At 61.1% G+C, this 25,323-nt stretch carries 28 protein-coding genes and 1 pseudogene; 3 read left to right on the top strand and 26 right to left on the bottom strand.

Annotated elements, in window-relative coordinates:
• Window positions 1-248: 248 nt before the first annotated feature.
• The 15 genes from AC13DE_RS01350 to AC13DE_RS01280 all read right to left on the bottom strand — a co-directional run bounded on the left by AC13DE_RS01350 (window position 249) and on the right by AC13DE_RS01280 (window position 11,833).
• Complete coding sequence (locus AC13DE_RS01350; RefSeq protein WP_009815563.1) at window positions 249-1,328, bottom strand: TrbL/VirB6 family protein; 1,080 nt, start codon at window positions 1,326-1,328, stop codon at window positions 249-251.
• Window positions 1,329-1,334: 6 nt separating this feature from the next.
• On the bottom strand, window positions 1,335-1,739 hold the full coding sequence (locus AC13DE_RS01345) for a hypothetical protein (protein ID WP_483046768.1): 405 nt from the start codon (window positions 1,737-1,739) through the stop codon (window positions 1,335-1,337).
• Window positions 1,736-1,924, bottom strand: a complete 189-nt coding sequence (locus AC13DE_RS01340) for a hypothetical protein (RefSeq protein WP_009820227.1) — start codon at window positions 1,922-1,924, stop codon at window positions 1,736-1,738. The genes AC13DE_RS01345 and AC13DE_RS01340 overlap by 4 nt, the downstream gene beginning before the upstream one ends.
• On the bottom strand, window positions 1,921-2,907 hold the full coding sequence (locus tag AC13DE_RS01335; RefSeq protein WP_483046767.1) for an ATPase, T2SS/T4P/T4SS family: 987 nt from the start codon (window positions 2,905-2,907) through the stop codon (window positions 1,921-1,923). The genes AC13DE_RS01340 and AC13DE_RS01335 overlap by 4 nt, the downstream gene beginning before the upstream one ends.
• 4 nt (window positions 2,908-2,911) lie before the next feature.
• Window positions 2,912-4,291 carry a TraB/TrbI/VirB10 family type IV secretion system protein gene (locus AC13DE_RS01330; protein WP_483046766.1) on the bottom strand — a complete coding sequence of 460 codons (1,380 nt, stop codon included), beginning with the start codon at window positions 4,289-4,291 and terminating at the stop codon, window positions 2,912-2,914.
• A complete protein-coding gene (locus tag AC13DE_RS01325; RefSeq protein WP_483046765.1) occupies window positions 4,288-4,983 on the bottom strand; it encodes a TrbG/VirB9 family P-type conjugative transfer protein in 696 nt (231 codons plus the stop codon). Before AC13DE_RS01325 ends, AC13DE_RS01330 begins: the two co-directional genes overlap by 4 nt.
• 2 nt (window positions 4,984-4,985) lie before the next feature.
• On the bottom strand, window positions 4,986-5,639 hold the full coding sequence (locus AC13DE_RS01320; protein ID WP_483046764.1) for a VirB8 family type IV secretion system protein: 654 nt from the start codon (window positions 5,637-5,639) through the stop codon (window positions 4,986-4,988).
• Between the two features lie 16 nt (window positions 5,640-5,655).
• Complete coding sequence (locus tag AC13DE_RS01315) at window positions 5,656-6,465, bottom strand: type IV secretion system protein (protein WP_483046763.1); 810 nt, start codon at window positions 6,463-6,465, stop codon at window positions 5,656-5,658.
• Window positions 6,465-7,619 (bottom strand): lytic transglycosylase domain-containing protein, encoded by a 1,155-nt coding sequence (locus AC13DE_RS01310; RefSeq protein ID WP_483046762.1) that lies wholly within the window; start codon window positions 7,617-7,619, stop codon window positions 6,465-6,467. The genes AC13DE_RS01315 and AC13DE_RS01310 overlap by 1 nt, the downstream gene beginning before the upstream one ends.
• Window positions 7,609-7,776 (bottom strand): hypothetical protein, encoded by a 168-nt coding sequence (locus tag AC13DE_RS01305; RefSeq protein ID WP_354546071.1) that lies wholly within the window; start codon window positions 7,774-7,776, stop codon window positions 7,609-7,611. Before AC13DE_RS01305 ends, AC13DE_RS01310 begins: the two co-directional genes overlap by 11 nt.
• Window positions 7,773-10,148 (bottom strand): VirB4 family type IV secretion/conjugal transfer ATPase, encoded by a 2,376-nt coding sequence (locus AC13DE_RS01300; RefSeq protein WP_483046761.1) that lies wholly within the window; start codon window positions 10,146-10,148, stop codon window positions 7,773-7,775. The genes AC13DE_RS01305 and AC13DE_RS01300 overlap by 4 nt, the downstream gene beginning before the upstream one ends.
• A complete protein-coding gene (locus tag AC13DE_RS01295; protein WP_483046760.1) occupies window positions 10,138-10,416 on the bottom strand; it encodes a VirB3 family type IV secretion system protein in 279 nt (92 codons plus the stop codon). The genes AC13DE_RS01300 and AC13DE_RS01295 overlap by 11 nt, the downstream gene beginning before the upstream one ends.
• The gene (locus AC13DE_RS01290; protein ID WP_040701741.1) at window positions 10,409-10,693 is read right to left on the bottom strand and encodes a TrbC/VirB2 family protein; all 285 of its coding nucleotides are present in this window, start codon (window positions 10,691-10,693) and stop codon (window positions 10,409-10,411) included. The genes AC13DE_RS01295 and AC13DE_RS01290 overlap by 8 nt, the downstream gene beginning before the upstream one ends.
• Window positions 10,694-10,800: 107 nt before the next feature.
• Entirely contained in the window at window positions 10,801-11,421 is a 621-nt protein-coding gene (locus AC13DE_RS01285; RefSeq protein WP_483046770.1) for a lytic transglycosylase domain-containing protein, read from the bottom strand.
• A gap of 43 nt (window positions 11,422-11,464) precedes the next feature.
• On the bottom strand, window positions 11,465-11,833 hold the full coding sequence (locus AC13DE_RS01280; protein WP_483046759.1) for a hypothetical protein: 369 nt from the start codon (window positions 11,831-11,833) through the stop codon (window positions 11,465-11,467).
• A gap of 210 nt (window positions 11,834-12,043) precedes the next feature.
• On the opposite strand from AC13DE_RS01280, the gene AC13DE_RS01275 reads away from it, so the two are divergent.
• The 3 genes from AC13DE_RS01275 to AC13DE_RS01265 all read left to right on the top strand — a co-directional run bounded on the left by AC13DE_RS01275 (window position 12,044) and on the right by AC13DE_RS01265 (window position 13,074).
• Window positions 12,044-12,295 (top strand): hypothetical protein, encoded by a 252-nt coding sequence (locus tag AC13DE_RS01275; RefSeq protein ID WP_483046769.1) that lies wholly within the window; start codon window positions 12,044-12,046, stop codon window positions 12,293-12,295.
• 124 nt (window positions 12,296-12,419) lie between these two features.
• A complete protein-coding gene (locus AC13DE_RS01270) occupies window positions 12,420-12,677 on the top strand; it encodes a helix-turn-helix domain-containing protein (RefSeq protein WP_483046758.1) in 258 nt (85 codons plus the stop codon).
• A 169-nt stretch (window positions 12,678-12,846) separates the two neighbouring features.
• Window positions 12,847-13,074: a hypothetical protein gene (locus tag AC13DE_RS01265; protein ID WP_047997962.1), complete on the top strand. Its 228-nt coding sequence runs from the start codon at window positions 12,847-12,849 to the stop codon at window positions 13,072-13,074.
• 120 nt (window positions 13,075-13,194) lie between these two features.
• Here the strand turns inward: AC13DE_RS01265 and AC13DE_RS01260 are convergent, their stop codons facing one another.
• From AC13DE_RS01260 to AC13DE_RS01210, 11 genes and pseudogenes are all read right to left on the bottom strand, one after another.
• Entirely contained in the window at window positions 13,195-13,950 is a 756-nt protein-coding gene (locus tag AC13DE_RS01260; RefSeq protein WP_231582197.1) for a hypothetical protein, read from the bottom strand.
• An 83-nt stretch (window positions 13,951-14,033) separates the two neighbouring features.
• On the bottom strand, window positions 14,034-14,867 hold the full coding sequence (locus tag AC13DE_RS01255) for an MBL fold metallo-hydrolase (protein WP_240790924.1): 834 nt from the start codon (window positions 14,865-14,867) through the stop codon (window positions 14,034-14,036).
• A gap of 75 nt (window positions 14,868-14,942) precedes the next feature.
• Complete coding sequence (locus AC13DE_RS01250; protein WP_114865524.1) at window positions 14,943-16,109, bottom strand: acyl-CoA dehydrogenase family protein; 1,167 nt, start codon at window positions 16,107-16,109, stop codon at window positions 14,943-14,945.
• Entirely contained in the window at window positions 16,106-18,109 is a 2,004-nt protein-coding gene (locus AC13DE_RS01245) for an acetyl/propionyl/methylcrotonyl-CoA carboxylase subunit alpha (RefSeq protein ID WP_114865525.1), read from the bottom strand. Before AC13DE_RS01245 ends, AC13DE_RS01250 begins: the two co-directional genes overlap by 4 nt.
• On the bottom strand, window positions 18,106-18,900 hold the full coding sequence (locus AC13DE_RS01240; RefSeq protein ID WP_114865526.1) for a crotonase/enoyl-CoA hydratase family protein: 795 nt from the start codon (window positions 18,898-18,900) through the stop codon (window positions 18,106-18,108). The genes AC13DE_RS01245 and AC13DE_RS01240 overlap by 4 nt, the downstream gene beginning before the upstream one ends.
• A gap of 10 nt (window positions 18,901-18,910) precedes the next feature.
• On the bottom strand, window positions 18,911-20,509 hold the full coding sequence (locus AC13DE_RS01235; RefSeq protein WP_114865527.1) for an acyl-CoA carboxylase subunit beta: 1,599 nt from the start codon (window positions 20,507-20,509) through the stop codon (window positions 18,911-18,913).
• A gap of 99 nt (window positions 20,510-20,608) precedes the next feature.
• Window positions 20,609-21,439, bottom strand: coding sequence for an SDR family NAD(P)-dependent oxidoreductase (locus AC13DE_RS01230; RefSeq protein WP_037931802.1), 831 nt, complete (start codon window positions 21,437-21,439; stop codon window positions 20,609-20,611).
• Between the two features lie 24 nt (window positions 21,440-21,463).
• Entirely contained in the window at window positions 21,464-22,648 is a 1,185-nt protein-coding gene (locus AC13DE_RS01225) for a lipid-transfer protein (RefSeq protein ID WP_037931805.1), read from the bottom strand.
• 144 nt (window positions 22,649-22,792) lie between these two features.
• Window positions 22,793-24,400: an acyl-CoA carboxylase subunit beta gene (locus AC13DE_RS01220; protein WP_114865528.1), complete on the bottom strand. Its 1,608-nt coding sequence runs from the start codon at window positions 24,398-24,400 to the stop codon at window positions 22,793-22,795.
• A 2-nt stretch (window positions 24,401-24,402) separates the two neighbouring features.
• Window positions 24,403-24,906: an acyl-CoA carboxylase biotin carboxyl carrier protein subunit gene (locus tag AC13DE_RS01215; protein ID WP_240790923.1), complete on the bottom strand. Its 504-nt coding sequence runs from the start codon at window positions 24,904-24,906 to the stop codon at window positions 24,403-24,405.
• Window positions 24,906-25,323, bottom strand: a pseudogene (locus tag AC13DE_RS01210) (biotin carboxylase); the annotation flags it as partial. The pseudogene AC13DE_RS01210 and the gene AC13DE_RS01215, both read right to left, overlap by 1 nt.

Below are 25,323 nucleotides of genomic sequence, written 5' to 3'. Positions count from 1 at the left end.
AAACGTCTCGTGAAGCTCGTGCCTATATGAAGACGTGAAAGACCCAAAAGGCTCTGAACCAACCCACCGAAAAGGCGGGGCAAACAAGGCGACAGCGCCTTGGGTACGACATTTAGAGGCCGGTGTTTTTCACCGATATCGGTCGTGTTTGGCCACGTGCCTTGTGTCGCGAGGGATCAACCGTTTAGCAATGACAAAAACCCGCGGCGAAACCTTTGCAGTTTTGGCAAGTTTTTGGCACCTGGCTGTCACCGCCTGCCCAACCTACCAAGTCTCGAAAGCTGTGCCAGCATTCGGGCGCCTGTTCCGGTTGCGTCACCCGGACGAGCCGCAGTTGGCCCTCCAGCAGTATTTGGCCGGCTCGGCAAGGCTTGCACGCCGAAGAATTGTCGCGCTCGAAGGGCTGCGTATTCAGCCCCAGTTGCGCCACCGATGGCATAGCGATTGTAAACTTGTTGGCTACCTGCAAGCCCTCTGGCGAAGGCATAGCTTCCCCCGAACCCGGCTGAGAGTGCTGGCATCATGATGTTTCCGGAAATCGCCCGAACCAAGAAAGGCGTTGCTATGATGAAACCCTTTGCCATCAGCACCATCATGAAAAATGGGATAAGGGCCCCTATGTTCGAGGCTCCCTCCGGGTCGCCAAGCTCGGCAAGAAGCGCCCGAGAGACCCCCGTGATCGTCGCGAACACTCCGGCGACGACGATCGGATACATCGCGAATGAAATGAGCGCGGATAACCAGCGCGCGAAATAATCCTTGGTCACCTCGAACAGGGTCAAGAAGATCATCACTGGCGCAATGCCAATTAGCAGAGCGATCATGAGCCGGGACGCCACAACAATGAACGCCGCCAACCCGCCAAGAATCGAGAGCAGCAGAACCCCAAGTGTGTCAAGCAAGGCACCCGCCATCCAGTTCAGCTCAGATCCCGCAGCATTCAGATAGTCCCCGAGCGCTGCAATCAGTTCGTCAAATTCCTCTGCAAAGGTACCGGACGGACCAGGTGATCCGCCGCCGACAGAAGCCACAAGTGCCCCGGCAATGCTGTCAATTCCGTTCAGTATTGCTGAGGCAAGCGCATTGAACTGGACCCAGTTGGCCGCGAAGACCCCTATAAGTCCGACCTTCACGGCCAGCCAAAAGGCAGTTCGGCCGTCCATGGCGCGATACTGGTAGATCATGTTGATGAAGACCAGAATGACAACCAGTGTTGTGCCCAGAACCAGCAACGTGCCGACCGTTGCTGCGACCGCACCAAACTGAGTTTCGGCAGCGGTATCTAGATACCCTTCGGACGTTTCCACGAAGTAGGTGACGACACTCATGGATTGCTACCAGTTGCCAGCTGCTACGCAGATTGGCATGGCGGCGCGGCGCAGTTCATTTGCCTGTCGTCGGTATTCGGACGTCGCTTCTACAACGTCCCAGTATTTAGATGAAGCATAGCGCTCTGTGTAGAAGCGTACGGCGTCCTCCCAAGTTGGATACCGTGTGGGACAGTCGCAGTTTTGCGAGTCTACGACGCGCTCCATGCCTTGAGCCCGATATATCTGTTGGATCAAAAGGCGCTTATAGGATTCGCGCACATTGATGTTCTGCATCCACTTCGGCTCAGGTGGCTGGTCTGGGCAAACATTTGGGTGGTTGTCGAGCGTCGGGATCAGGTTCCGCTCGGCTACGCCAGCAGTTGTGCCAAAGATCAAGAGCAGGCCAGCGACTGCAATAGCCCGTGTCATTCCGATGCCGCCTTCATTGTACCAGTCTCACGCTTCAAGAAAGTGGTGTAGCCGTAGTCGCCGGCTTCGGCGGTGATAACCTCCCACCCTTCCGCGCCGCGCTCATTCAAAGCACGTCGCACCTCGTCGTAGTCCTTTTGCTTCTTCACCGGAAAGAACAGGATGTCGTATTCAAAGGTCTTCATGGGGAAGTTCCAATCTCAGTTGCGCCGGGGAGGTAGAATTCCGTGATGCCGCGCCTGCCGTCATGGCGACCGGCCTGGATGATCACGTCGATGGAGTTCTCGATGTACTGGATCATGTCGGCATAGGTCATCGGGATCTCGGTTTTGAGTGCTGCGATCGCGAGCCGTTGCACGGCGAGTTGCGGGGTTTCGGCATGCAGTGTGGTCATGGACCCGCCATGGCCGGTGTTGATGGCTTCCAGGAAGGTCATGGCCTCTTTGCCGCGCACCTCGCCAAGAATGATCCGGTCCGGCCGCATGCGCAGCGTCGCGGTGAGAAGAACGTCTGCGGTTTGAAACTCGGCATCACGGTTTGCGATAAGCGTAACCACGTTTGGCTGAGCGGGCAGAAGCTCGGCTGCCTCCTCGATCGTTATAATCCGCTCCTCAGCGCCGACATGGGACAGGATTTTGCGGGCTGCCACGGTTTTGCCGGTCGAGGTACCACCCGAGACGATCATGTTGAGCCTGTTCTCAACGCAAAAGGCCAGCGCATCGTCGATCACGCCGGCTTCCACGACTGCGCGCAATTCTTGGGTCTTCTCTTGCCGCACCTCTTCGAGCTTGCGTTCCTTGCCAAACAGAAACGACAGTTCGATGTTTTCGAGGGAAAGGCTTGAGAAGAACCGTAGGCTGATCGACATGGCCGAGAGCACGGCGGGCGGGGTGATGACCTGAGCGCGGATCGGGCGCCCCTTGTAGGTGATCGAGACCGAGACGATGGGGCGGTCCTTGCTCATCGTGGTATTGGCAGAGGAGGCGATCTGGTTGCCGAGGTCCCTGACCTGAACGCCCGTCAGCCTTTGATCCAGCGCGCGCATGAAGTGATCGCCCTGGAATTCGCCCCAACAGGTCCCGTCGGGATTGATGCAGATCTCGATGACATCGTCGCGGGCGGCGGCGTCGATCCGGTCGAGCGAGGTTTCGAGATAGCTCAGCGACATGGGCTCAGAATATCTCCAGATCGCGATCGACCATGACCGTGACGCGTGCGCCTTGGTCGACATAGATGACGGGGCCAATGGAGAGGTAATCGCCGATGACGCTGTCCGTGGCATCTGCCAGATCATCGCCAACGTCTTCGAGAACGTCGGCGGCAGTCTCATCCTGGACCTCGGAGGCGGCGGCACTTGGCGCGGCCGAAATCAGCGAGATCAGGGCGGCCGACCCGAAACGCTCGGCGAAGCGTGTGTCCACGAAACCCGTGACGCCGGAGCGACCCAGTTCATCGCCCCCGAAGGAGCTGATCTGGACGGTCTGGTTGTCGGGCAGGATGATCCGGTCCCAGGCGATAGTCACGCGGCGCTGCGCGATATCGACGCCGGTGCGGTAGCGCCCGATGAGACGGGATCCGCGGGGGATCAAAAGCCTTGCGCCATCGACGCTGTAAACATCCTCGGACACCACGGCACGGGTCTGGCCGGGAAGGGAGCTGTCGAGGGCGGTTTCCATGACGGCCTGGATCATGGTGCCCTGGATGATGGTGTTGGAGGGATTGGCGATCACCTGGGCCTGCGTCACGGTGGAGGGCAGCGCCCCGTTCAGCACGAAATCCGTCACCTCGCCAAAAGTGCGTTCGGTCAGAGCCGTTTCATTCGCTCCGGACGTGCCGCCAAAGGCGATGGTGGGAGAGGCGATGCGCCGCTCCTGGAAGGCGCGTTCCTCCGCGGCGCGGCGCTCCAGCTCGGCCATGCGCCTGGCTTCTTCCTCCCGGCGCAGTCGCTCTTGCTCGCGTGCGCGCAGCTCATCTTCCGTGGGGCCCACTGGCGCGGGTTGCGGTCGGCTGGCCTCGAGTTGGGCCAGTTCCAGATCCATGCGGAGTTGCTCAAGGCTGCGATCCCGCGCCGTCAGTTCGTCCTGGAACCGTTGCTGTGCTGCTTCCGAGGCGGCTTGCAGCGCCGCGATCTGCGCAGTCAGCGCGTCAATTGCCTCGGCTGCAGCGGTGTTGTCCTCGACAACTGGTTCAGGGGCGTTGCGCAACTCCTCGATCTGGGCCTGCAGGGCGGTGATCTGCGCCAGAAGCTCCGCGTTCGGCTCGACTGGACCCGGTCCGACGAACACAACCTCGGGCTCCGGCGGGGGTAAGGTCTCGATAGCGCCAAAGCCGTCCCCCTCGTTTTGGAAGACGTCCGGGGTGGCCGTCGGCAAGGCTTCCTCTTCGTCGGGCTGTGAGAGGAGATAGAGCAGGGCACCACCTGCGCCGATGACGAGGACCACGATCAGCGCGAGAAGGGGCGACCGGCGCTGCGCCGCCGTGGGGGCGCGGGCACTGCCTTTCTCAAGGGCGGCGAGGCGTTTTTCCAGCTCGGTGTTCTCAGTATCGCTCATGAGGCGGCCTCCGCGGGCGGGATCGCCTCGATGCAGACCACTTCTTCGCCAAGTCGCAGGACCCATTGGCGGTTTACGCCGCTGACGCGGATCACGCCGTCTTCAGGGGTTTGCGTGTTGACCGTGCGTTCACGGCCGCCCGCGTAGCGGAAGATCGCTGGCACAGGCGCGTTTCTCGGAAAGGCGAGATACGTGAACGTCCCGTCATCCCAGATGCGCGTTGGCGTGAACTCGGTCCGCGCGCTGGCGCCGTAATTGTAGTTCGGCGCTTGGGCCGCGATGGCCCGGGTCGGGCGCGCAGCGTCTTCCGGGTAGCGGAACTGCACCACGTAGAAGGTTGGGCTGCGGACCTCCTCGACGTTGAAGTAGTAGCTGCGGCGGTTGGTATAGACGGTCACATTGGTATGCACGCCGCGCGCGACGGGCTTGATCGCGAAGGCCTGGCCGCCTGGCACGCCATCGATCTCAAACCCTTCCGTGTCGCCCGCGATGATCGAGCGGATGCTTTCGCCCTCGCCGAACTCGATGGTGGTCACATGGGTGAGCGAGACGCTGAGACGGTAGACCTGACCCTCCTGGTAGGTGGCCAAGCGCACCCGGCTGTCGTTGGGACCGCCACGCGGGATGGCTTCGGCAGAGGCGAGGCCGGGCAACAGCGCAATGACAAAAATAAGCGATCTTATAAACAACAACGTCAGTTCTCCAATCTGTCGGAGCGGATGGAATATTCGAGGACGGTGAAGCCGAATGGATTGGTCCAGACCTCATCGATGGAGCGGCGGGTCTCCGGGCGGAACTCGAAGAGAAGCGTCGCAGTGAAGAGGCCGGTCTGGGTGCCGTTAATGGACGTCAGGCGCTTGCGCAGGCGGACCGTCGCGCGGTTGGTTCCGATCCGGTTGATACTGAGGATTTCCACGTCGAGCCGAGCATTGGGGCCATAGACCGTCGGCGGGTAATTCTCGTTGGCGCTGTTCCAGATCTGGCGCAGCCCGCTCTCGGCAGCTCCGTCCGAGCGGCGCAGGACGCTGCGGATGCGCAGATCGTTATCGAGCTGATTGTAGACCTCCCGGTCGGTCCCATAGCGGAAGACCTCCGCCTCGATGATCGCCTGGTTGGCGGTGACGGATGTGGCCCCAACGGACGCCTCGGGCAGGGCAAAACCAGTGGCGGGATCATAGGGGACAACGACGGGGGGCGGGTCGACATCGAGGATCGAGACAGTCGCGGCACTCAGACAGCCGATGATACCGAAGACAAGGCCCATCAGGCCAAGGCGTTGCCAGAGCCGTTCGCGGCGCAAGGCACCGTAGACCAGTTCTTCCTCAATGATCTCTTGTTCACTCGCCACGCGTCACACCCCGCACTCACTCGGCCCGCAGGTCCGGCAGGGTGAAATCCATGAAGCGCTGTTCTTCGGCGATGGTGGCGGCATCGATCACGCCGCCGGTGCCATCGCCCACGGTCTGGATGGCTTCGAGTTGCCACATGGCGACCAGCGCAATGGCGAGCTCCGCGGTCACGCGCGTGTTGAGATCGATGCTTTCCTTGAGTTCGTCCATATCGTCGATGAGCCCGACGAGGCGGTCGACCCGCTCGAGCGATTGGCCGGCATCTTCATAGCTGTTCTGGGCGGCGGCTGAGACGAGCGCGCCGGTTGTTGCCTGCGTCGCCACGCGGTTCGCGCCTGCATTGCCGCTGGTGGCCATTTCCGAGAGGGTGTCCTCGTCAAAGCCGAGATCGGCCAGAACCCGGTCCATCTGGGTTTCGATCTCGCCTGCACCGGAGCCCGACAGACCCGAGAAATCGCCCGTCTTGATTGCCTCGATGGTGGCGAGAATATCGCCGAATTCCTGATCAAGTAGTCCGTTCAGCTCGTCTTCCATCTCGGTGCGGATGATCTCCGGCAGTTCGGCAAGGCGGGTGAGCGCTTCATAGGTTCTTTGCAGCTCCGCGAGTTGATCCGTGAGCGTGGCAAGCTGTTCGCGGAGCTGCGTCAGCTGCTCGTTTTGCAGGATCTCGTCTTCGATCATCTGCCGCAGCTGCTGGATGTTTTGCGCGATGTTCTGGGTATCGACGACGGGCACACCTTGTGCTGCGGCAGGGGGTAGGGCGCTGAACTGCAAGCCAACGCCAAGTGTCGTGGCCAAAGCTGTCCTCAAGAGCAGATGTCCCATCAATCAATCTCCCTGATCGTAAAATCCATGAACGCGCCTTCGGCCATGCGGGCGCTGGCCTGGGCCAGCTCCTCGGCAGAAAGGACGCGGGTGCGGGCGGCCTGAAGCCGGATGCGTGCAGCGACGAGGCGCACGAGTTCGGCGCGGGCATAGGTGTTGAGTGCGATGCTTTCCTGCACGTCTTCAGTCTCGGAAATCCGTTCGACGATATCCGCAATACGCAGGGCGGCTTGCCTGATCGCGGCGGGCGAGTTGTTGCCATAGAAGGCCGCGCCATGCCCGGTCATCGAGAGGTTGGCATTGGCCAGAAGCGCGGGGTCGATCGTGCCAAGCGCTTCGATCCCGCCGATACGGGTCAAATAGAGGTTGTAGCGTTCGGGGATCACCTGGACGTAGGCTCTGGTCTCGCGGAAGGGTGGGACCCCGCCATACTCGAAAACCCGGCCTGGTCCGGCGTTATAGGCCGCGAGCGCGTTGATGATATTGCCATCGAATGTGTTGAGCTGGGTTGCGAGATAGCGCGCGCCGCCATGCACCTGTAGGTAGGGGCTGTCATAGTATTCCGGGTTGATGCCCAGATCGCTGGCCGTCCCAGGCATGATCTGGGTGAGACCATAGGCGCCGACGGGAGACCGTGCCCCAATCGTAAACCGGCTTTCCTGCCAGATCAGCGCTTGTAGCAACGCGCGCCACTGGACGGGCGAGAGCCCTGCGCGGCCAACACCCGCAAAGCCGCTGGTCTCCTGGGCCACCCGGATGATGAGCTGCTCGATGTTCTCAGACGCATCCCCGAACATCTGCGCACCGCCGCGATTGGGATCGATCTCGCCCGTACCATAGACGGCTTCCACGGCGCGGTCGGGATCGCCACTGCCGCCCTCAAGCCCCGAGACCATGGCCGGCAGGCCCTGACCGCCGAAGCTGGTCTGGGCATCAAGGATGCGTCGCAGGGTTTCCAGCTGCTCCCGTTCGATCTCGGCGATGAGTTCACGCACTCCAAGCTTGTCGGCCTGGATCGCCAGATCGGCCTCGCGATCGCCAGTTTCGACGATGTCGCGCGCGGTCAACCCACTGTCATTGGTGGGTACGCCTTGTGCGGCGACCAGACTGGGCAGCAGGCAAAACGCCAGGATATGAGGCAGGCTAGACTTCAATGTCGCCCTCCGGCGCATCTAGAGGCGTGAAGGTGCAATCAGGCGCGACAGGTGCCGTTGACGCGAGGAATGTGAAGCAGTTCGCCTGCGGCTCCCGGTACTGGGTGCAAGAGGCCAAAGCGCCGAGCGCGGTGATAAGAAACAGGGTACGGATCATGAAAACCTCCAGAAGTCCGAGCGGTCGCGGTAATCGGCGCCGACAAGCGCTTCGCCCTTTTCCATGCCGCCAAGGATGGTGAGATTGGGCCCGAGAGCACTGAGATCGGCATCGACCACGATCGAGCCCTGATCGTCGCGGATCAGTGCGAGGCGGCTGTTGCTGCCCGTGTTGAGAAGGACGTCGAGTTCCTTCTCCGTGAGGTTCAGCATGGCGTAATCCGCTGCATTGGCGCGGATATTGGGCAGCAGGATCTGCGTTGGAACGGCTTCGACGATGGTCTTGCCGGTCCGGGTCCGTTCGAGCTGGCTTGCATATTGCGTCATCATCACGGCAACCGTGTTTTGCTTGCGCGCCGTCACCAGCCAGTTCGACAGCCGCTCGGCGAAATACGCGTTATCGAGGGCCTTCCAGGCCTCGTCGATCACGATGATGGTGGGGCGGCGGTCCTCGATCTCGCGTTCGACCCGGCGGAAAAGATAGGACAGGACCGCCATCCGCTCCTTCTCGGCCTCGCTGTCGAGAATGCCGGTCAGATCGAAGCCCACGACATCGCCTTTGAGTGAAAAGGTGTCCTCAAGGCTCTGCCCGAAGATCCAGCCATAGCGGCCGTCTTCGGTCCACTCGAGCAGGCGCTGGTGCAGATCGCCGCCATCATCGGTGGACACAAAAAGCGATGCGAAATCCCGCCAGTTCCGCAGGGCCGGATTGGTGGCCTGCGCGTTCTGGCGCACGACTTCCTGGATGCGGTTGGTCTGCGCCGGGGTCAGCGGCTTGTCGGCGCGGTAAAGAAGCGTAGCAAGCCAGTCCGAGAGCCAGGCGGTGCCGCGCGCATCGGTCTCTGTCCAGAGCGGATTGAGGCCCGTGGGCTGGCCTGCGTTCAGGGACGCGTACCGCCCGCCATTGGCGCGCACCGCCATCTCCATACCATTACGGTAATCGAAGACGAAGATCCGTGCGCCTGCGCGACGGGCCTGGGTCATCAGGAAGGCGGACAGCACCGATTTACCCGACCCGGGCCGTCCCATGATCAGGGTATGCCCGCTGGTCGGTTCTTTGTCGGGCGAACCTTGCTCGTGATAGGAAAACCGGTAGGCGCTCTGCTCGGGCGTGGGCAAATATGAGACGACCCGGCCCCAGGGGGTTTTCGCAGGCGGCTTGCCGAGCTGCGTCCGGTGAAAGGCCGCGAAATCCGCGAAGTTGCGATTGGTGACGGCGCTGGCACGCACGCGCTTGGGCTGGTTGCCGGGATGCTGGCTCAAGTAATGCGCCTTGGCCGCGACCCGCTCGCCGATCATCTTCACGCCCTCGGTCGCGGCGGCGTTCACGATCTCGGCGCTGAGCGTCTGCAGCTCTTCGAGCGTGTCGCAGAAGAGCGTCACGACCATGTGGTGCTCGCCGAAGCTTTGGCGCTTGGCCTCGAGATCATCGGCGGCGATGTCGAGGGCTTCGAGGAGCGAGAGGGCTGCGTCCTGGCTCGCCTGCATCTGGCGCTTTTGTCGTTTGATCCGGCCTGCCATGAGGTTGGAATTGATCGGCGTGAAGGAGTGGGTGACGATCATGTCGACCGGCAGGTTCAGCATGTCGAACATGGTGCAGGAGGTGCCTTCGGAATATTCCCCGATGGTGAAGCTCTTGCCGTAGCGATGGCCCACGACGCCTTCGGAAAGCACGAAATGGTCTCCGTGGAACGTCACGCGGGTATTGGCGACGTTGAAGGACAAAAAGCCGTAGGTGTTTGCCGGGTAGAGCGGCAGCTCGGTGCCTGTGTTGAGCGCGCCCAGAAACCCCACCAATTCCCCCGATGCAGCCGAGAGCAGGCGCGGTTTGAGCTCTGCGAGGCCGGACAGGAAGACGTTCACGGCCTCGCCCAGTCGCTGCAGGCGTTTGCGGGTTTCATCTCTGAGACGGTCCGGCGCGCTACGGCTGAGGAACGGCAGGAGGCTTTTCGGGGGCGGGCGGTGAATGACGGTGAGCGTCAGCGTCTTGTCGCGGAGCCCGCTGGTCTCGAGTTTCGCGCGCCAGCGCCGGTCCACCTCGCCCGCGAAGCTTTCCTCACGGATCGGGTCGAGATCCGGTTTGATGGCCTTGGAGACCTTGTGGACGTAATAGCTGAATTCCGGCCCGAGCTGCGCGACGATGCGGGCAAAGAGCGCCGTCACCTTGTCGAGATAGGCATCGTCGGTCGTGTAGCTGTTGATTCCCTCGAGCCGGATGCAGCGGAAGAGTTCGTTCACCCGGGTCCGCACGGTCTGGTCGTCGACGAGGCTCACATAGGGCAGCATATGCGCGAGGCGGGTCTCGCGCGCATACCAGTCTGGCGTCATTGTGCGGGCATCGAGCGCAGCATCACGGGCGTCATCACGGGGCATAGCTGTCCCCGCCATGAATGGACCTGTTGCGCGTGGGCGGTGTCTCCTGCAGGGCCGTCATCATCACGTCGATGAAACGCGGGTCCCAATCCGCGGCTTTCCACAGCACCGGATAGAGTAAGGCGGCGACACCCAGCACTACGATGTGCTGGACCCAGACGAACAAGAGCACCGAACCGAAGAGCCAGACCATCGCATACATGATCGGCAGGCCCATTAGCTTGGGCGGGCGTACGAGGCCGAGAAAGAGAGGTGAGCGCTCAGCCACCGGCAAAGACCGCAGCAACGATCGTCGGGGCAGCCGCGACACCGGCGATGCCGACAAGCACCCAAAGCGCCTGGCGCAGATCGATGATGTTGAAGAACCAGCTGAGAAAGACCCCGAGTACGGCCAGCGTCGCGATGACAACGCCAAGGGGTCCGGTCAGCGCATCGACAATGCCCTGCAACAGGCTTTGGATCGGGGAGAGATCGATGCTCTGTGCAAGTGCGGGCTCGGCAATGAGCAGGGATAGTGCCAGCGAGGCGACAAAGAGGTTTGGAATCCAACTTGTTTGGAAAAAGCGGTATCGCCAATGCACTGCCGCGCTGCGCGCTCTCGTGACATTGCCGATAAGTGTTTTGAGGAATGATTTCCAAAAAGGTTGGGACATCATGAATTTGATCCTTCCAATCGGGCCACGACAGCCATGACGCGGGCCACGTGGTTCTGGGTTTCTCTGTAAGGTGGAATGCCACCGTACTGGCGTACGGCGTCCGGCCCGGCGTTGTAGGCTGCCAGCGCCAAATGCGGATCGCCGAAGCTTTCCAGCATCATTGTCAGGTAGCGGGCGGAGCCGTCGAGGTTCTGCAGCGCGTCATGAGGATCCACACCGAGATCTCGGGCAGTAGCAGGCATCAATTGGCCCAGACCAATGGCGCCCGCGCTCGAGACGGCATTCTGCCTGTAGGCGCTTTCCACCTCGATATTGGCCCGGTAGAGAGCCAGCCAATCCGTGACGGACAGTCCCGCGCGGCGCAGGCCGGGATGGCCGACATAGCGCAGGGCTGTTGCCTCGATGCCCAAGAGAACGTCTGCGCGGGTCAGGGGTGCTGGCTGGGCGAGTGCCGCAAGCCTCAGCGAGTCAAGTTCGAAAGCTGCTTCAGTCTCACCAAGAATGGCCAAACCATCGGACGCCGATCCCAGACCAACGCCGTCATTGTAGTTTCGAGCAAAACCGCTCTGAGACCGCGACGGGGTCAGAGAGCCGTCGCTCTCCATGATCAGGACCATTTGCGCTGAGGCAGGTGCTGCGACCAGCCAGAGATAGACGAGGTTAGTTGTCAGCGCCCATGTCTGATGAGGCTTTGTCTGACGGCGCAAGTTTATGCGTACGGCTTGTACCCGCCTCAAGCGGCAGGTCGACATGCGAAAAGCCAAGGCCAATGAAGAAAGACACCACGCCGGAGATCGTCTTGAACTCGCGGATCTTGATATCGTTGTAGGTCGTCCGCGTGCGGGCTGTGACCAGAAGCTTTTCGACGCCGTCGTCAGAAACGGCACGCATGATCCAGACCCCGTAATAACTGGGACCTTTCTTATGTGCCGACTCCTGGCACAGGATTTCTGCGCTATAGCCGCTTTCCACGAGTTCGCGGAACCTGGCTTCCGTAACCACATTTGGTGCTTCGATGTCCCAGTTCATGGCCCGGCTCACGCTTTCTCCAATGGCGCGACCCCAGGCATTCCCACTTGAAGCCCAGAGTTACGATAGTATACTATCAACCGCAAGATGTAATATCGTGCTTTAGCTGTAGTTTGGTCACGCAAACACTAGTCACGGCCAGTGTCTGCGATCAAGGAGATAACAGGTTTGAGAAACCCAAGGTTGCCATGCCTGCTCCAATTGCAAGCTATGGTCCTTCTGATCTGCGTTCCCGGGCCGGTTTTGGCGGAATCCTGCTTCGCCCCGGCCCGTCCTTTCCTGCCAAGCGATTCGCAGGCAGCGCGGGACTATGCGGACATCATCCGTGGCGATTTCGAAGACTACATCCAGGATATCCAGAGCTACTTCCGTTGCCTCGATAGCGAACGCGCCCGCGCTTTCAAGGAAGCGCGGGAAGTCAGCGAGGACTATGGCCGATTTCTACAATTGGTAGGGGATTGATGGGCAACCTCGGGAGCATCAGACTTGCAGCCCATGGAAACCAGACGCCGATAACACTCTCAAATATCTACTTTTTAGATAACAGATTTCATCCGCTAGCGACGTCACAAAAGGTATGTGACGCGTGGCAAAGACAATCAGAAGCAAAGGGCAGGTGGCACTCTGCCAGGCGTTGGTCGACGCCCGTGTCAAAGCGGGCCTTGGCCAGGCTGAATTGGCGACCAAGCTCAAATGCCACCAGTCCCTCGTCGCGCGCATTGAGAGCGGTGAGCGCCGGATCGATGTCGTCGAACTGGTCGTCTTGGCCCGCACCATTGGCTTTGACCCGTTCGAGGTTCTGGCGATCGTCGAAGCCGCCACGGAGCCCGACCACAGGATTTGAAGCCAATGAATTGTTGAGAAAACCGGAACCCATTTTCCCGGTCTGATGAGCACTCCCTCATCTAGAACCAGTTAGCCAAAATCAACGAAGTCCGGCGCGCGGTCGTAGTGAACGCTCTGCAACCCCACGCCGCAATTCGCAGCGCCACAGTGCAGGAAGTCAGTAAACAGTGAACGATGATAAGGGTGAGGGCGTCGCGATCGCCAATCTGATCGGGACCGATGGGTGCAGTGTTGTTGGTTGGGTTTATCGCTGGAGTACAGGCTCACATGCGGTGATGTGGGACGTCCAAGGGCCCCAGCCAGTATCGGAAACCCGGCCGGATATAAGTGACGAACAGAAGCAAGAAATCGACTTCGATGCACTCACGCGAATGCGAAGTGGCGACGGCGGTTGAGGAGTGCGAACCTGCGGTATTTGCCGAAACGCCAAACAGCATGTGGACCGCGACGCGTACGCGGTGCGGCCGTACACGTCAAAGAAGCCGTCTTCCGAGACCAATCTACGTGGCGGCAGGTCAGTAGTTCACCTGCTCGAACCCGTAGTTATCCTCATAGTCACGCCAATCGACGAAGACGGATCGGTGATAAATGCCAGGGCAATGCTCGCCCCAGCGCTCAAGGCCTACGTGAGCCGAAGGAAGGGCAGTGACGGAAGACCTCTGCCAAGTGAAATCGCCTTGGGTCCCGTAAGTGCCGAGGACCACGGTCGCGCTTCGGTTACAGTCCCCATCGCGCCCGGACTCGTGCTGTCGCGCATACCGTACATCAAAGACGCGAATGGATCGGACAAAATTGAACTCTGGACCGCTGATATCAATGTCCGCCCGATCCTGGACGAGGCGAAGCACGAAGTCTGCTGGAATGCCGCCCGTTCCGGTTTCTGGAGAGCGCCAAACGGCATTTGTTGATTTTGTTTGGACGGCAACATCATCGCCTGGAAACGATTGGTGGGGCGAATAGTCCTTGGCGTGAAACAAGGCTTCGAAGATTCGGTCTACATTGCTCGGATGCCGTTCGGTCTCATAAGATGCGCCCATGGGACAGCGCCAAATCTGCAGTGGTGGTTCCACAGGCCAAGGCGTGATGCGACGGATAAACTCGGCACGGGCACGGCTGCAGGGCACGGAAGCGGGCCAACCGCCGGACAGGCAGAGAAGGATTGCGCAGTCGATTGGATAGGTTTGTGCTTTTGTGGTGCTCGGCAGCACACCGGTTGCCAAAGCGGTTACAGCGGTTAGGCATAGAGACAGTCGTCTAAGTTGAAAGCGCATGGTAGGGGACCCTTTGTCGGGAACCACCTTACCTTTAATAATATACTATTGCAACGCAAAGTGTATTACGCGCATAATCATGGTTATGTTAAATTCCAAATCTCATTGTTCTTGGTAACCCGCGCTTCCGCGAAGAGCTTTTCCAGGTGCGCTGCGGCATTGCGTTCGGCAGCCATTGCGATATGCGGGTCGGATTTCTTGTAAACCGATACTGCAATATTCTTGATCGTATCGGGTTTTTTCGACAGATGCGCGAGAATCTCTGCTTCGCGGCGCATCCGGTTGTCGAGCAATCGCTGGATGTAGGGTTGCGGGTCGTGAAGCACGGGGCCGTGACCGGGCAAGCAGACCCTGTCATTACGGTCGATCAATCGTTGAAGCTGGGCGCAGTAATCGCGCATGTTGCCGTCAGGCGGGCTTACGATCGAGCTGTTCCAACCCATCATGTGATCACCAGAAAACAGAACCCCGTCCGGTCGTGCGAAGCACAGATGATCGCTTGCATGACCGGGCGTGTGCAGAACAGTGAGCCCGGCGATCACATCACCGTCGTCAAGGTATCCGTCAGGTTCGAAGGCGTCGTCCGGAAACACCCGTGAGACGTGAACAGGCAGACCTGTCCTTTCGCGCAGTGCCGGCGCGGCGCCGAAATGATCGGAATGGTGATGTGTGACGAGAATTCCGGTGGCACCTTCTCCCAGAGTTTCGACGATGGCTTCGAAATGGTCGTGGTCTTCTACCGGTCCGGGGTCGATCACGAACCGGCCGTCAGAGCTGTCGATGATATAGGTGTTCGTCCCGTAATAGGTCATCTTTCCCGGATTGTCGGCAACGATCCTCTGAATGCCCTCGGCCACCTCGACAGCCTGAGCGCGACACGGTTCGGGTTCCGTGAAAAACATGCTGCTTTTCGTCATTGATGATCACCATCTTCCATGCTTGCGCAGATTATCCTTGTGTTCGCCAAATGGTCGGCGTCTCGGGCTGACGGTTCACATGCGTTTCGCAACCTCTTCGAGCATCACCTCGCTGGCACCGCCGCCGATGGCCTGAACACGGGCATCGCGTGACATCCGCTCGACTGGTGTTTCGCGCATGTAGCCCATGCCGCCGTGGAATTGCACACAGTCGTAGAGCACTGAGTTTACCAGCTCGCCGCAGTACGCCTTGACCATCGAGACCTCTTTCACGCAATCGCGGCCTGCCACATCCTGCCTGGCTGCATGATAGACAAGCTGGCGACCTGCCTCGATCCGGGTCTGACAGTCGGCTAGCCGCTGGCGGATGGCTTGCTTGTCCCACAACACGCCGCCAAAGGCCTTGCGTTGCTTGACGTAGTCCACGGTCATGTCCAGTGCGGTCTGTGCCTCGGCGCAGGCCATGGCGCCCAGAACGATGCGTTCGTTCTGAAAGTTCTTCATCACCGAATAGAAGCCTTTGTTGACCTCGCCGAGAATATTCTCCGCCGGGACGCGAACATCCTCGAAAATCAGCTCGGCGGTGTCCGAACACAGCCAGCCGGTCTTGTTCAGCGCCCGTCCGACCGAGAAACCGGGCGTGCCCTTTTCGATCGCGAACATGGTGATTCCGCGCGACCCCTTGGCATCTGGATCGGTCTTGGCACCGACGAAATAGATGTCGCCGTGCACGCCGTTGGTGATGAACATCTTGGTGCCGTTCAGCACCCAGTCCGACCCGTCCTGCACCGCGCGGCTGCGCATGCCCGCCACGTCCGACCCGGCACCCGGTTCGGTCACTGCCACGGCGGCGATTTTGTCGCCTGCGGTAATCGACGGCATCCAGCGGGCTTTTTGCTCCGGGGTGCCGGCGTTTTCAAGATGCGGCGAGGCCATATCGGTATGGACCAGCACCGTGGCCGCGAAACCGCCGAATGTGGAGCGTCCGACCTCTTCGGCCAGGACCACGCTGGACATCACATCCAGCCCGGCGCCACCGTATTTTTCGTCATAGCGCATGCCCAGAACGCCAAGATCACCCATTCGGCGCAGCACGTCGCGCGGCACCATGCCCTCCTCTTCCCAGGCGTCGGCCTTGGCCGTCACTTCGGTCTGGATGAACCGACGCAGCTGATCGCGGATCATGTCGAGGTCTTCGTTGAACGGGCCGCCGGTTGTGGTGATGGTTTCCTGTTTGGTCATGTTTGTTCCTCCGGGTCGAGTTTGACGAGTGGGGCGTGTCCGGCGACTGTATCGCCCGGCGCACAATAGATTTCCGCTACCACGCCCGCGACCGGCGCGGGCAGGCTTTGCAGCAGTTTCATGGCTTCCAGCACCACCAGCGTATCCCCAGCGGCGACAGTATCGCCGGGAGCGACGCGCACCTCGGCAACGGCGCCCGGCATCGGGGCTGTCAGCAGGTCAGCGCCGCTTGCGCCGACGCTGGCGCGGGCGAGGTGCCGATCTTCCAGTGTGCGCAGGTCTGTCAGGGTCATCCCCGCAGGAGTCTGCAGATGCACCCGCCAATGATCGCCGGCGCGTTCGACATGGGCAATGCGCGTGAACGGAACACCGTCGACGCGCCCGCTCAGGCGGTCGGCGGCCATGGCGGCGGTTTTGGTTGTGAGGCTCTGGCCGTCCGGCAGAACAGCGACAAGGGTTTCCGGGGTGCCGGATATGCGGATCGGATCATCCAGAGATGTGGTCCAATAGGATGCTGCACCGCGCCGTCCTGCGGGGGCCGTGAGCCGCCACGCTCCGAGGCTTTCCCAGGGCGATGTGCCCGCCGGGGCGAGATGCAGATGGAGCGCCATGACGGCGAGTCCGGTGTCGCGGGTGTCGGGCGTGGGTTGCGTCCAGCCATCCGGGAACATCTCGGGCAGTCCCGAGGTGTGATGGCGAAGCGCCTGAAAATCCGCGTGTGTCAGCAAGGCGCGTTGATACGACAGGTTCAGCCCCACACCGCCAACGGCGAAGGTATCAATCGCGGCGACAGCCCTGCGGATCGCCCCGGCGCGGTCGGGCGCGTGGACGATCAGCTTGGCCAGCATGGAATCGTAATGGTGACCGACGACCGAGCCCGCCGCGACTCCGCTGTCCAGCCGTACGCCTGCGGGCGGTGCCCAAAGGGTGATCCGGCCGGTTTCGGGGCGGAAATTTTCGGCCGGGTTCTCGGCGGCGATGCGCACCTCGATGGCGTGGCCGTCGAACCGCACATCGGTCTGCGCCAGCGTCAATGGCTCGCCCCGCGCGATGCGCAACTGCCATTCGACCAGGTCGATGCCGGTGATCGCCTCGGTCACAGGATGTTCGACCTGCAGGCGGGTGTTCATCTCAAGAAAGTAGTATTCGCCGCGCGACGGGTCATAAAGGTATTCCACCGTTCCCGCCGAGCGATAGTCGATGGATTGCGCCAGCCGGACCGCCGCCGCGCGCATGTCATCGCGCAGATCTTCGGGCAGATCGGCGGCGGGGGCCTCCTCGATCAGTTTTTGGTGGTTGCGTTGCAGCGAACAGTCGCGGTCCCCCAGATGCAGCAGGGTGCCGTGGCTGTCGCCCAGCACCTGCACCTCGACATGGCGGGCACGGGGCGCGTAGCGTTCGAGGAAAACCGCTGCATCGCCAAACGCGCCTTTCGCCTCGGACCGGGCGGAGGCAATGGCCTCCGGCGCGTCGGCCAGATCGGTGACAAGTCGCATGCCGCGCCCGCCTCCCCCCGCACTCGCCTTGACCAGAAGCGGCGTGCCAAGCGCCCGCGCTTCTTCCAGCAACCGCGCGTCGGATTGGTCGGTGCCGCGGTAACCGGGCAGGACAGGCACACCCGCGGCCTCTGCGGCGGCCTTGGCCTCGATCTTTGATCCCATCATGGCAATCGCGCCCGGTTCCGGCCCGATAAACACAAGGCCTGCCGCCTCGACCGCAGCGGCGAAACCGGCGTTCTCGGACAAAAAGCCATAGCCGGGATGCACCGCGCCCGCGCCGGTCGCGCGGGCGGCGTCAAGAATGGCATCGACGTTCAGATAGCTTTCCGAAGGTGCCGCCCCGCCGATGCAGACGGCGTGATCGGCTTCGATTACAAAGGGTGCATCGCGGTCGGCCTCGGAAAAGACCGCCACCGTTTCCAGCCCCAGCTTGCGGCACCCGCGCTGGATGCGCCGGGCGATTTCGCCCCGGTTGGCGATCAGGACGCGGGTAAAGCTCATTTCACCCGCCAGGAAGGAGTGCTTTTGTCGAGGAAACTGTTGATGCCTTCGATGCCTTCCTCGGTCTCCCAGGCGTCGGCCAGACGGTCGGCGGTATAGATCATGTTGGTTTCCAGATCATGCGCCGCGACATAGGCGATCAGTGCTTTGGTGTCAGCCACAGCACCCGGCGCAGCCTGCAAGTGATTATGCACGACGCGCTCGATGGCAGCATCCAATTCACCGGCGGCGGCGACCTCGGTCAACAGACCGATCCGTTCGGCGCGCGTGCTGTCGAACAGCGCCCCCGACAGCATGGTTTCGCGCGAATGCACCTTGCCGATGCGGGCCACGACATAGGGCGAGATATTGGCGGGCAACAAGCCCAGTTTCACCTCTGTCAGGCCAAAGCGCGCGTCGTCCGCCCCGATCGTATAGTCGCAGACCGAAATCATGCCGACGCCGCCGCCATAGGCCGGGCCGTTGATCCGACCGATCAGGGGTTTGGGCAGGGTATCGAGGCGGCGTAGTAAATACGCAAGCGTCGCGCTTTGATCGACCCGCTCTGCGCGGGACTTTTCAATGTTGGAAGAGAACCAGTTGAAATCCCCACCGGCGCAAAAACTCTTGCCGGTTCCGGTCAGGATCACGATACGCACCTTGTCATCGGCGGCCAGTTTCTCTGCGGCATCCGCAAGCTCGGCGATCAACGTTCCGTTCAGGGCATTGTGTTTGTCAGGCCGGTTGAGTGTTACCGTGGCGACACCGCGTTCGTCGGTTTCAAGCAGGATGGTTTCGTAGGTCGTTGTCATGGTGTGGGCCTCACATTCTGAATACGGGCGTGTGGCGCCCTGCTTCGGGTACCGAAGAGACGATGGCCAGACACAGGCCAAGGATATCGCGGGTCTGACCCGGTTCGATCAGCCCGTCATCCCACAACCGCGATGTGGCGTAATAGGGATCGGACTGTTCACCGTACTGAGCGCGCACCTGCGCCTCGATCTGGTCCATATCGGCCTGCATCTTGTCTGGATCGCCCCCCTTCTGGCGGCGCAGTTCCAGCATTACGTTGGTGGCGATGTCGGCGGACATGGTGGCCAGTTCCGCCGTCGGCCACGCAAAGAGGAAGTTCGGCGCAAAGCCGCGCCCGCACATGCCGTAATTACCCGCCCCGTAAGAGCCGCCCAGAAGGACCGACAGGCGCGGCACCTTGGCGACCGACATCGCATAGACCAGCTTTGCGCTGTCCTTGGCGATGCCGCCGCGTTCGGCCTCGGTCCCGACCATGAAGCCGGAAATATTGTGCAGGAAGAGAAGTGGGATATTCCGTTGGTCACACATTGATACGAATTGTGCGCCCTTGAGTGCGCTGTCGGACAATAGCGCGCCGTTGTTGGCCAGGATACCTACGCGATAGCCGTGGATACGCGCCGTGCCGCAGACCAGCGTTTCGCCCCAGCCCGGTTTGAATTCGCGGAATTCGCCCGCGTCGATCATGCGCAGCAGAACCTCGCGCATGTCATAGGGTTCCTTGCGGTCGGCGCTGATGACACCGAGCAATTCCGACGGATCATGCGCAGGCGCTTCGGGAGCTGCGTCAGGCTCCATCGGACGCGACTGGCCAAGCTCGGCCACGATGTCGCGCATCAAAGCCAGCGCATGGTGTTCGTCTTCTGCCAGATGGTCGGAAACGCCCGAGACACGAGAATGCATCTCTGCCCCGCCCAGCGTTTCGCCATCGACCTCTTCGTTGATCGCCACCTTGACGATCGAAGGCCCGCCCAGATGGATGCGCGCGTTGCCGCGCACCATGATGACTTCGTCCGACAGCGCGGGGATATAGGCCCCCCCCGCCGTGCAGCCGCCGAACACGGCCGAGATCTGCGGCAAGCCGCTGGCCGACATATTTGTCTGGCGATAGAAGGAATTGCCGAAATGGCGGGCATCGGGAAAGACACGGTCCTGTTCAGGCAGATAGGCGCCGCCGCAATCCACCAGATACAGGCAGGGCAGCCGATTTTCCGCCGCGATTTCCTGGGCGCGGATGTGTTTCTGCACCGTCTCGTGATAGAAAGAGCCGCCCTTTACCGTGGCGTCGTTGGCGATCACCATACAAGGCAGCCCGTGGACCATACCGATGCCGGTGACGATACCGGAACCGGGAACCTCGCCGCCGTATTGGCCATAGGCCGCCAGCGACGACAGCTCGAGAAACGCGGTGCCCGGATCCACCAGCAGGTCGATCCGGTCGCGGACCAGAAGTTTGCCGCGCTTGCGGTGCCGGTCGACCATGTCGGGACGTCCACCCGACGTCGCCTCGGCAATACGGGTGCGCAGGGTTTCGACGCGTTCGTTTTGCGCCGCGTGGTTGCGCGTGTAGGTTTCGGATGCGGTCAGTACTGTTGTTTCGAGACGCGCCATGGATCGGATATCCTGTTACAGTTCGGGCAACCGTCATGCGGCTGCCCGGAATTTTCAGTCGCACGTCAGAACCCGAATGCGCGGCTATGGTGGCTGGTGCTAGATCACGAAGCCGCCGCCGCAGATGATGTGCTGGCCCGAGATGAAGTTCGATTCAGGCGCACAGAACAGATAGACCGCGCCCGCGGCCTCTTCCGGGGTGCCGACCCGGCCCAGAGGGATCATCCGTTCCATCTGGGACAGAAGATCGGGATTCACGCCGACCTTGATCTCTTTTTCCTCGACCTTGATCGTGCTGTCGCCGTCGGCGCTGCCCTCGGTCAGACGGGTGCGAATCGGGCCGAAAGCCACGGCATTCACGTTGACCTTGTAACGGCCCCATTCCTTGGCCATCGTCTTGGTGACCCCCAAAATGCCAGCCTTGGCGGCGGAATAGTTGATCTGACCCGCGTTGCCGCCGGTGCCCGCGATGGACGAGATATTCACCACCTTGCGGAACACTTCCTGTCCGGCGGCGGCTTCTTCCTTGGCCTTGGCGCTGATTATCGGCTGGGCGGCGCGCAGAATTCTGAACGGGGCTGTCATGTGAACGTCGATGATCGCCTGCCATTGTTCGTCGGTCATCTTCTGAACAACGCTGTCCCAGGTGTAGCCGGCGTTGTTCACGATTATGTCCAGACCGCCGAAGCTGTCGACGCCGGTCTTGATGAACCGTTCAGCAAAACCGTCCTCGGTCACGCTGCCGGCGCAGACCACCGCTTCGCCACCGGCGGCGCGGATGGCTTCGGCGGTTTCATTGGCCGGATCGGCATCCAGATCGTTGATTACCAGCCGCGCCCCTTCCGAGGCAAGCTTGAGCGCGATTTCACGTCCGATGCCCCGGCCCGAACCGGAAACCAGCGCCACGCGCCCGTCGAGTTTGTCAGTCATGTTCTATCCTTTCGAGTGGTGCTGTCAGACTTTTTCGTAAAGCGTGGTCACACAGGCCCCGCCGAGACCGAGGTTATGCTGAAGCGCCAATCGCGCACCATCGACCTGGCGCGCATCGGCCGTACCGCGAAGTTGCTGAACAAGTTCGGTGCATTGCGCAAGTCCAGTGGCACCCAGCGGATGACCCTTGGACAATAGACCACCCGATGGGTTGGTCACGTATTTGCCGCCATAGGTGTTATCGCCGTCATCGACGAATTTCGCGGCATCGCCACGTGCGCAAAGGCCGAGAGCCTCGTAGGTGATCAGCTCGTTATGAGCGAAACAATCGTGTAGTTCGACGACGTCTACATCGTCCGGCCCGATGCCGGCGGCCTCGTAGACCTGATCGGCGGCACGTTTGGCCATCGAAAAGCCTACAACCTCGCGCATGTCATGCGCACCGAAAGTTTCGGGACCGTCCGTTGTCATGGCCTGCGCCGATATCCGAACCGAGCTGTCGAGGCCGTGTTTGTCGGCGAATTCCTTGGAACAGACGATTGCCGCAGCGGCACCGCAGGTCGGCGGGCAGGCCATCAGTCTGGTCATGACCCCCGGCCACATGACCGGGGCCGCCATTACCTCTTCGGGCGTCACTTCCTGCCGGAACAGCGCAACGGGGTTCTTGGCCGCGTGTCGGCTGGCCTTGGCACGGATTTTCGCAAAGGTTTCCATGGTTGTGCCGAACTCGTCCATATGGGCCTTGCCTGCACCGCCGAAATACCGGAGCGCCAGTGGAATTTCCGAATTACCCACCAGATCGTCGGTTTCTTCGTCGAACGCCGTAAACGGGCTGATCCGGTCGTGGAACATCGAACCAAGCGCACCCGGCTGCATCTGTTCGAACCCAAGCGCCAGAGCGCAGTCGACCGCGCCGCTTTCGACGGCCTGACGGGCGAGGAACAGGGCCGAGGACCCGGTTGAGCAGTTGTTGTTCACGTTCACTACCGGAATGCCGGTCATCCCGACATGGTAGAGGGCGCGTTGGCCGCTGGTGCTGTCGCCGTAGACATAGCCCACATAGGCCTGCTCTACCTTGTCATAATCCAGACCCGCGTCCGCCAAGGCGGAACGGGTGGCCGTGGCGGCCATCACATCATAGCTTTCGGATTTGCCGGGTTTCTGGAACGGGACCATCCCGACGCCGCTGATATAGGCTTTGTTGGTCATCTCTGTCTCCTATACTGGAACCGGCCGTAGACGAATCAGAACCGGCCCATTTTCTATCACTTGTTAGATTTTTGCATCCAAGAGTGTCTGCCTGTCAACACTACCCTGCTGTGACGTGGGGTGCGCGTCGTCACCCCGAAGCCGTCAGAGCCGGAATATCCCGTAGTGCGGATCATCAATCGGGGCATTCAGCGAGGCGGAAATCGACATGCCAAGCGCATTGCGCGTATCTGCGGGGTCGAGAATACCGTCGTCCCACAATTCAGAGGTCGAGGTATAGGCTTCCACATCTTGGCGGAATTTCTCAAGGACGGGATCGCGGATCGCGGCGATTTCCTCTTCGGTCAACTCCTTGCCTTCGCGCTGAAGCTGGCGGATCTTGACGTCGGCCATGGTATTGGCGGCCTGATCCGCGCCCATCACGCCGATTTCGGCCTGCGGCCACATGAACAGCGTGCGCGCATCCCATGCCCGTCCGCACATGCCGTAATTTCCCGCTCCGTAAGAGGCATTGGCGATCACAGTGAATTTCGGCACGACCGATCCGCCCTGCGCCATCAGCATCTTCGCGCCGTCCTTGGCGATTCCGCGTTCTTCGTATTCGCGCCCCACCATGTAGCCTGTGATGTTCTGGAAAAAGACCAGAGGCGTGCGGTTCTGGTTGCACAGCTGCATGAAATGCGCCGCCTTGAGCGAACTGTCGTTGAACAGCACGCCATTATTGGCAAGGATTCCGACCTTGTAACCCCAGATATGGGCAAAGCCGCAGATCATAGTGGTGCCGTAATCGGGCTGATATTCGTGAAAGCGCGAGCCATCGACGATCCGGGCCAACACTTCGCGCATGTCGAACTGGGTCTTTCGGTCTTTGGGGATGATCCCATAAAGCTCTTTGGGGTCGTAATAGGGCTCTTCGAAAGTGGCGGTTTCGATGATCGTCTTTGGCGTGCGCTTCCATTGGCTGACAATCTCTCGCGCCAGTGAAAAGGCGTGTTGTTCGGTGGCCGCGCGGTAATCGCCGGTGCCCGAAACCGAGGTGTGCATGACCGCTCCGCCCAGTTCCTGAACGCCGACCTCTTCGCCGGTGGCCGCCTTGACCAGCGGCGGACCGCCAAGGAAAATGGCTCCGGTGCCTTCGATGATGATATTGTAATCGCTCAGCGTCGGCACATAGGCACCACCTGCAGTACAATGCCCGCCAACCACCGCGATCTGCGGGATATTGGCCTGGCTCAGCTTCACCTGATTGCGAAAGACGCGACCGCCCAGATAACGGTCGGGAAAGACGCCGTGCTGTAACGGCAGGAAGCCGCCGGCGCTGTCGCAAATGTGAATCACTGGCAGGCGGTTTTCCAGCGCGACATCCAGAAGCCGCACGATCTTTTTGACGGTATGGGGATACCATGCCCCGCCCTTGACGCTCGCATCGTTGGCATGAATGGCGACCTCGCGGCCCTGCACGATGCCGATGCCCGTCACAACGGCGGCGCCGGGCACCGCGCCGTCATATTCGCGGCAAGCCGCGAGGGTGGAAAACTCCAGAAACGGTGTGCCGGGGTCAAGCAACAGCTTCAGCCGCTCGCGCACGCCCAGCTTGTTCTGCCGTGCCAGCCGGTCGATGTCACGTTGCGGGCGCTCGAAACGCGTCGCGTGTTGGCGGGCGTGGAACTCTTTCAGCCGCGCGGACATGGCCGCATGATTGGCCTTGAAATCCGGGGCGTTGGTGTCGATCTGGCTTTCGATCCGGCGCATGATTATTCCTCCTCGGGAGCCAGCTGGGCGAGTGTGGCCTTGAGCCCAAAACTATCACCAGCGGCAAATGGTATTTCAGCGATCACACCATCGCGCGGCGCGGTCAGGCTGGTTTCAAGTTTCATACTTTCGATGACCAGCAGCGGCTGACCTTCCTTGACCTGATCGCCGGCCTTGGCATTCACGGATACGACAACTCCCGGCATCGGCGCGACGATGCGGTCATCGACCGCGCCGCCATCATTTCCGGCCAGACGCTCGGCGGGATCGACGCGACCGATGGCGAATGTCCGCCCGTTCAGATGCACGAATGTCGCGTCCGGCCCGACGGCCACCCGCATGTCGTAAGTGCGCCCGCGCACCCGCAGTGTATAGCCGCCGGGTGCCTCCGCCGCGTCCAATTGGCAGGGGATCGCGCCATCGGGGGTGTTCAGTATCATGCTTCTGCCGTCGTGCGACAGCCAGCATTCGGTCTCTTCGCCGTCGATCTGGTAAATCCGCCGCATCAGTTTCTCCACCCGCCCATTTTTCGGTGCATTTCAGGTATCTGCATCACATCGCTCACCAGCCGTTCGTCCGACAGGGCCGCCGCCGCCATCAACAGGTCGCTCACATCTTCGCCAGGTGCTGTCAGCGTATCGGCCTGTTCGGCCAGAAAGCCGGTCGAGACATCCCCTGATGCGAAATCCGGATGTGCAAGGATGGTATCCAGATAACCGGTGTTGGTTGTTACCCCAAGGATCACGTAGTTCTGGACCGCTTCACGCGCCCGGGCGATGGCTTCTGCCCTGTTGCGGCCGTGGACGATCAGTTTGGACAGCATGGGGTCGAAATCGGTGGTCACTTTGCCGCCGTCCAGAATGCCGCTGTCCACGCGGACGCCTTCGCCGCGGGGTTCGTCCAGCAGCAGGATGTCCCCGATC

Source organism: Sulfitobacter sp. L-8, assembly GCF_056859255.1.
This window is presented reverse-complemented; position numbering and strand designations above follow the sequence as displayed.

Excerpts from the sequence above, each read along its gene's own strand:
- AC13DE_RS01350 (WP_009815563.1), bottom strand. The coding sequence starts at position 1,328 with ATGAGTGTCGTCACCTACTTCGTGGAAACGTCCGAAGGGTATCTAGAT.
- AC13DE_RS01345 (WP_483046768.1), bottom strand. The coding sequence starts at position 1,739 with ATGACACGGGCTATTGCAGTCGCTGGCCTGCTCTTGATCTTTGGCACA.
- AC13DE_RS01340 (WP_009820227.1), bottom strand. The coding sequence starts at position 1,924 with ATGAAGACCTTTGAATACGACATCCTGTTCTTTCCGGTGAAGAAGCAA.
- AC13DE_RS01335 (WP_483046767.1), bottom strand. The coding sequence starts at position 2,907 with ATGTCGCTGAGCTATCTCGAAACCTCGCTCGACCGGATCGACGCCGCC.
- AC13DE_RS01330 (WP_483046766.1), bottom strand. The coding sequence starts at position 4,291 with ATGAGCGATACTGAGAACACCGAGCTGGAAAAACGCCTCGCCGCCCTT.
- AC13DE_RS01315 (WP_483046763.1), bottom strand. The coding sequence starts at position 6,465 with ATGGGACATCTGCTCTTGAGGACAGCTTTGGCCACGACACTTGGCGTT.
- AC13DE_RS01305 (WP_354546071.1), bottom strand. The coding sequence starts at position 7,776 with ATGATCCGTACCCTGTTTCTTATCACCGCGCTCGGCGCTTTGGCCTCT.
- AC13DE_RS01300 (WP_483046761.1), bottom strand. The coding sequence starts at position 10,148 with ATGCCCCGTGATGACGCCCGTGATGCTGCGCTCGATGCCCGCACAATG.
- AC13DE_RS01285 (WP_483046770.1), bottom strand. The coding sequence starts at position 11,421 with ATGGTCCTGATCATGGAGAGCGACGGCTCTCTGACCCCGTCGCGGTCT.
- AC13DE_RS01280 (WP_483046759.1), bottom strand. The coding sequence starts at position 11,833 with ATGAACTGGGACATCGAAGCACCAAATGTGGTTACGGAAGCCAGGTTC.
- AC13DE_RS01275 (WP_483046769.1), top strand. The coding sequence starts at position 12,044 with ATGGTCCTTCTGATCTGCGTTCCCGGGCCGGTTTTGGCGGAATCCTGC.
- AC13DE_RS01260 (WP_231582197.1), bottom strand. The coding sequence starts at position 13,950 with ATGCGCTTTCAACTTAGACGACTGTCTCTATGCCTAACCGCTGTAACC.
- AC13DE_RS01255 (WP_240790924.1), bottom strand. The coding sequence starts at position 14,867 with ATGACGAAAAGCAGCATGTTTTTCACGGAACCCGAACCGTGTCGCGCT.
- AC13DE_RS01250 (WP_114865524.1), bottom strand. The coding sequence starts at position 16,109 with ATGACCAAACAGGAAACCATCACCACAACCGGCGGCCCGTTCAACGAA.
- AC13DE_RS01245 (WP_114865525.1), bottom strand. The coding sequence starts at position 18,109 with ATGAGCTTTACCCGCGTCCTGATCGCCAACCGGGGCGAAATCGCCCGG.
- AC13DE_RS01240 (WP_114865526.1), bottom strand. The coding sequence starts at position 18,900 with ATGACAACGACCTACGAAACCATCCTGCTTGAAACCGACGAACGCGGT.
- AC13DE_RS01235 (WP_114865527.1), bottom strand. The coding sequence starts at position 20,509 with ATGGCGCGTCTCGAAACAACAGTACTGACCGCATCCGAAACCTACACG.
- AC13DE_RS01230 (WP_037931802.1), bottom strand. The coding sequence starts at position 21,439 with ATGACTGACAAACTCGACGGGCGCGTGGCGCTGGTTTCCGGTTCGGGC.
- AC13DE_RS01225 (WP_037931805.1), bottom strand. The coding sequence starts at position 22,648 with ATGACCAACAAAGCCTATATCAGCGGCGTCGGGATGGTCCCGTTCCAG.
- AC13DE_RS01220 (WP_114865528.1), bottom strand. The coding sequence starts at position 24,400 with ATGCGCCGGATCGAAAGCCAGATCGACACCAACGCCCCGGATTTCAAG.
- AC13DE_RS01215 (WP_240790923.1), bottom strand. The coding sequence starts at position 24,906 with ATGCGGCGGATTTACCAGATCGACGGCGAAGAGACCGAATGCTGGCTG.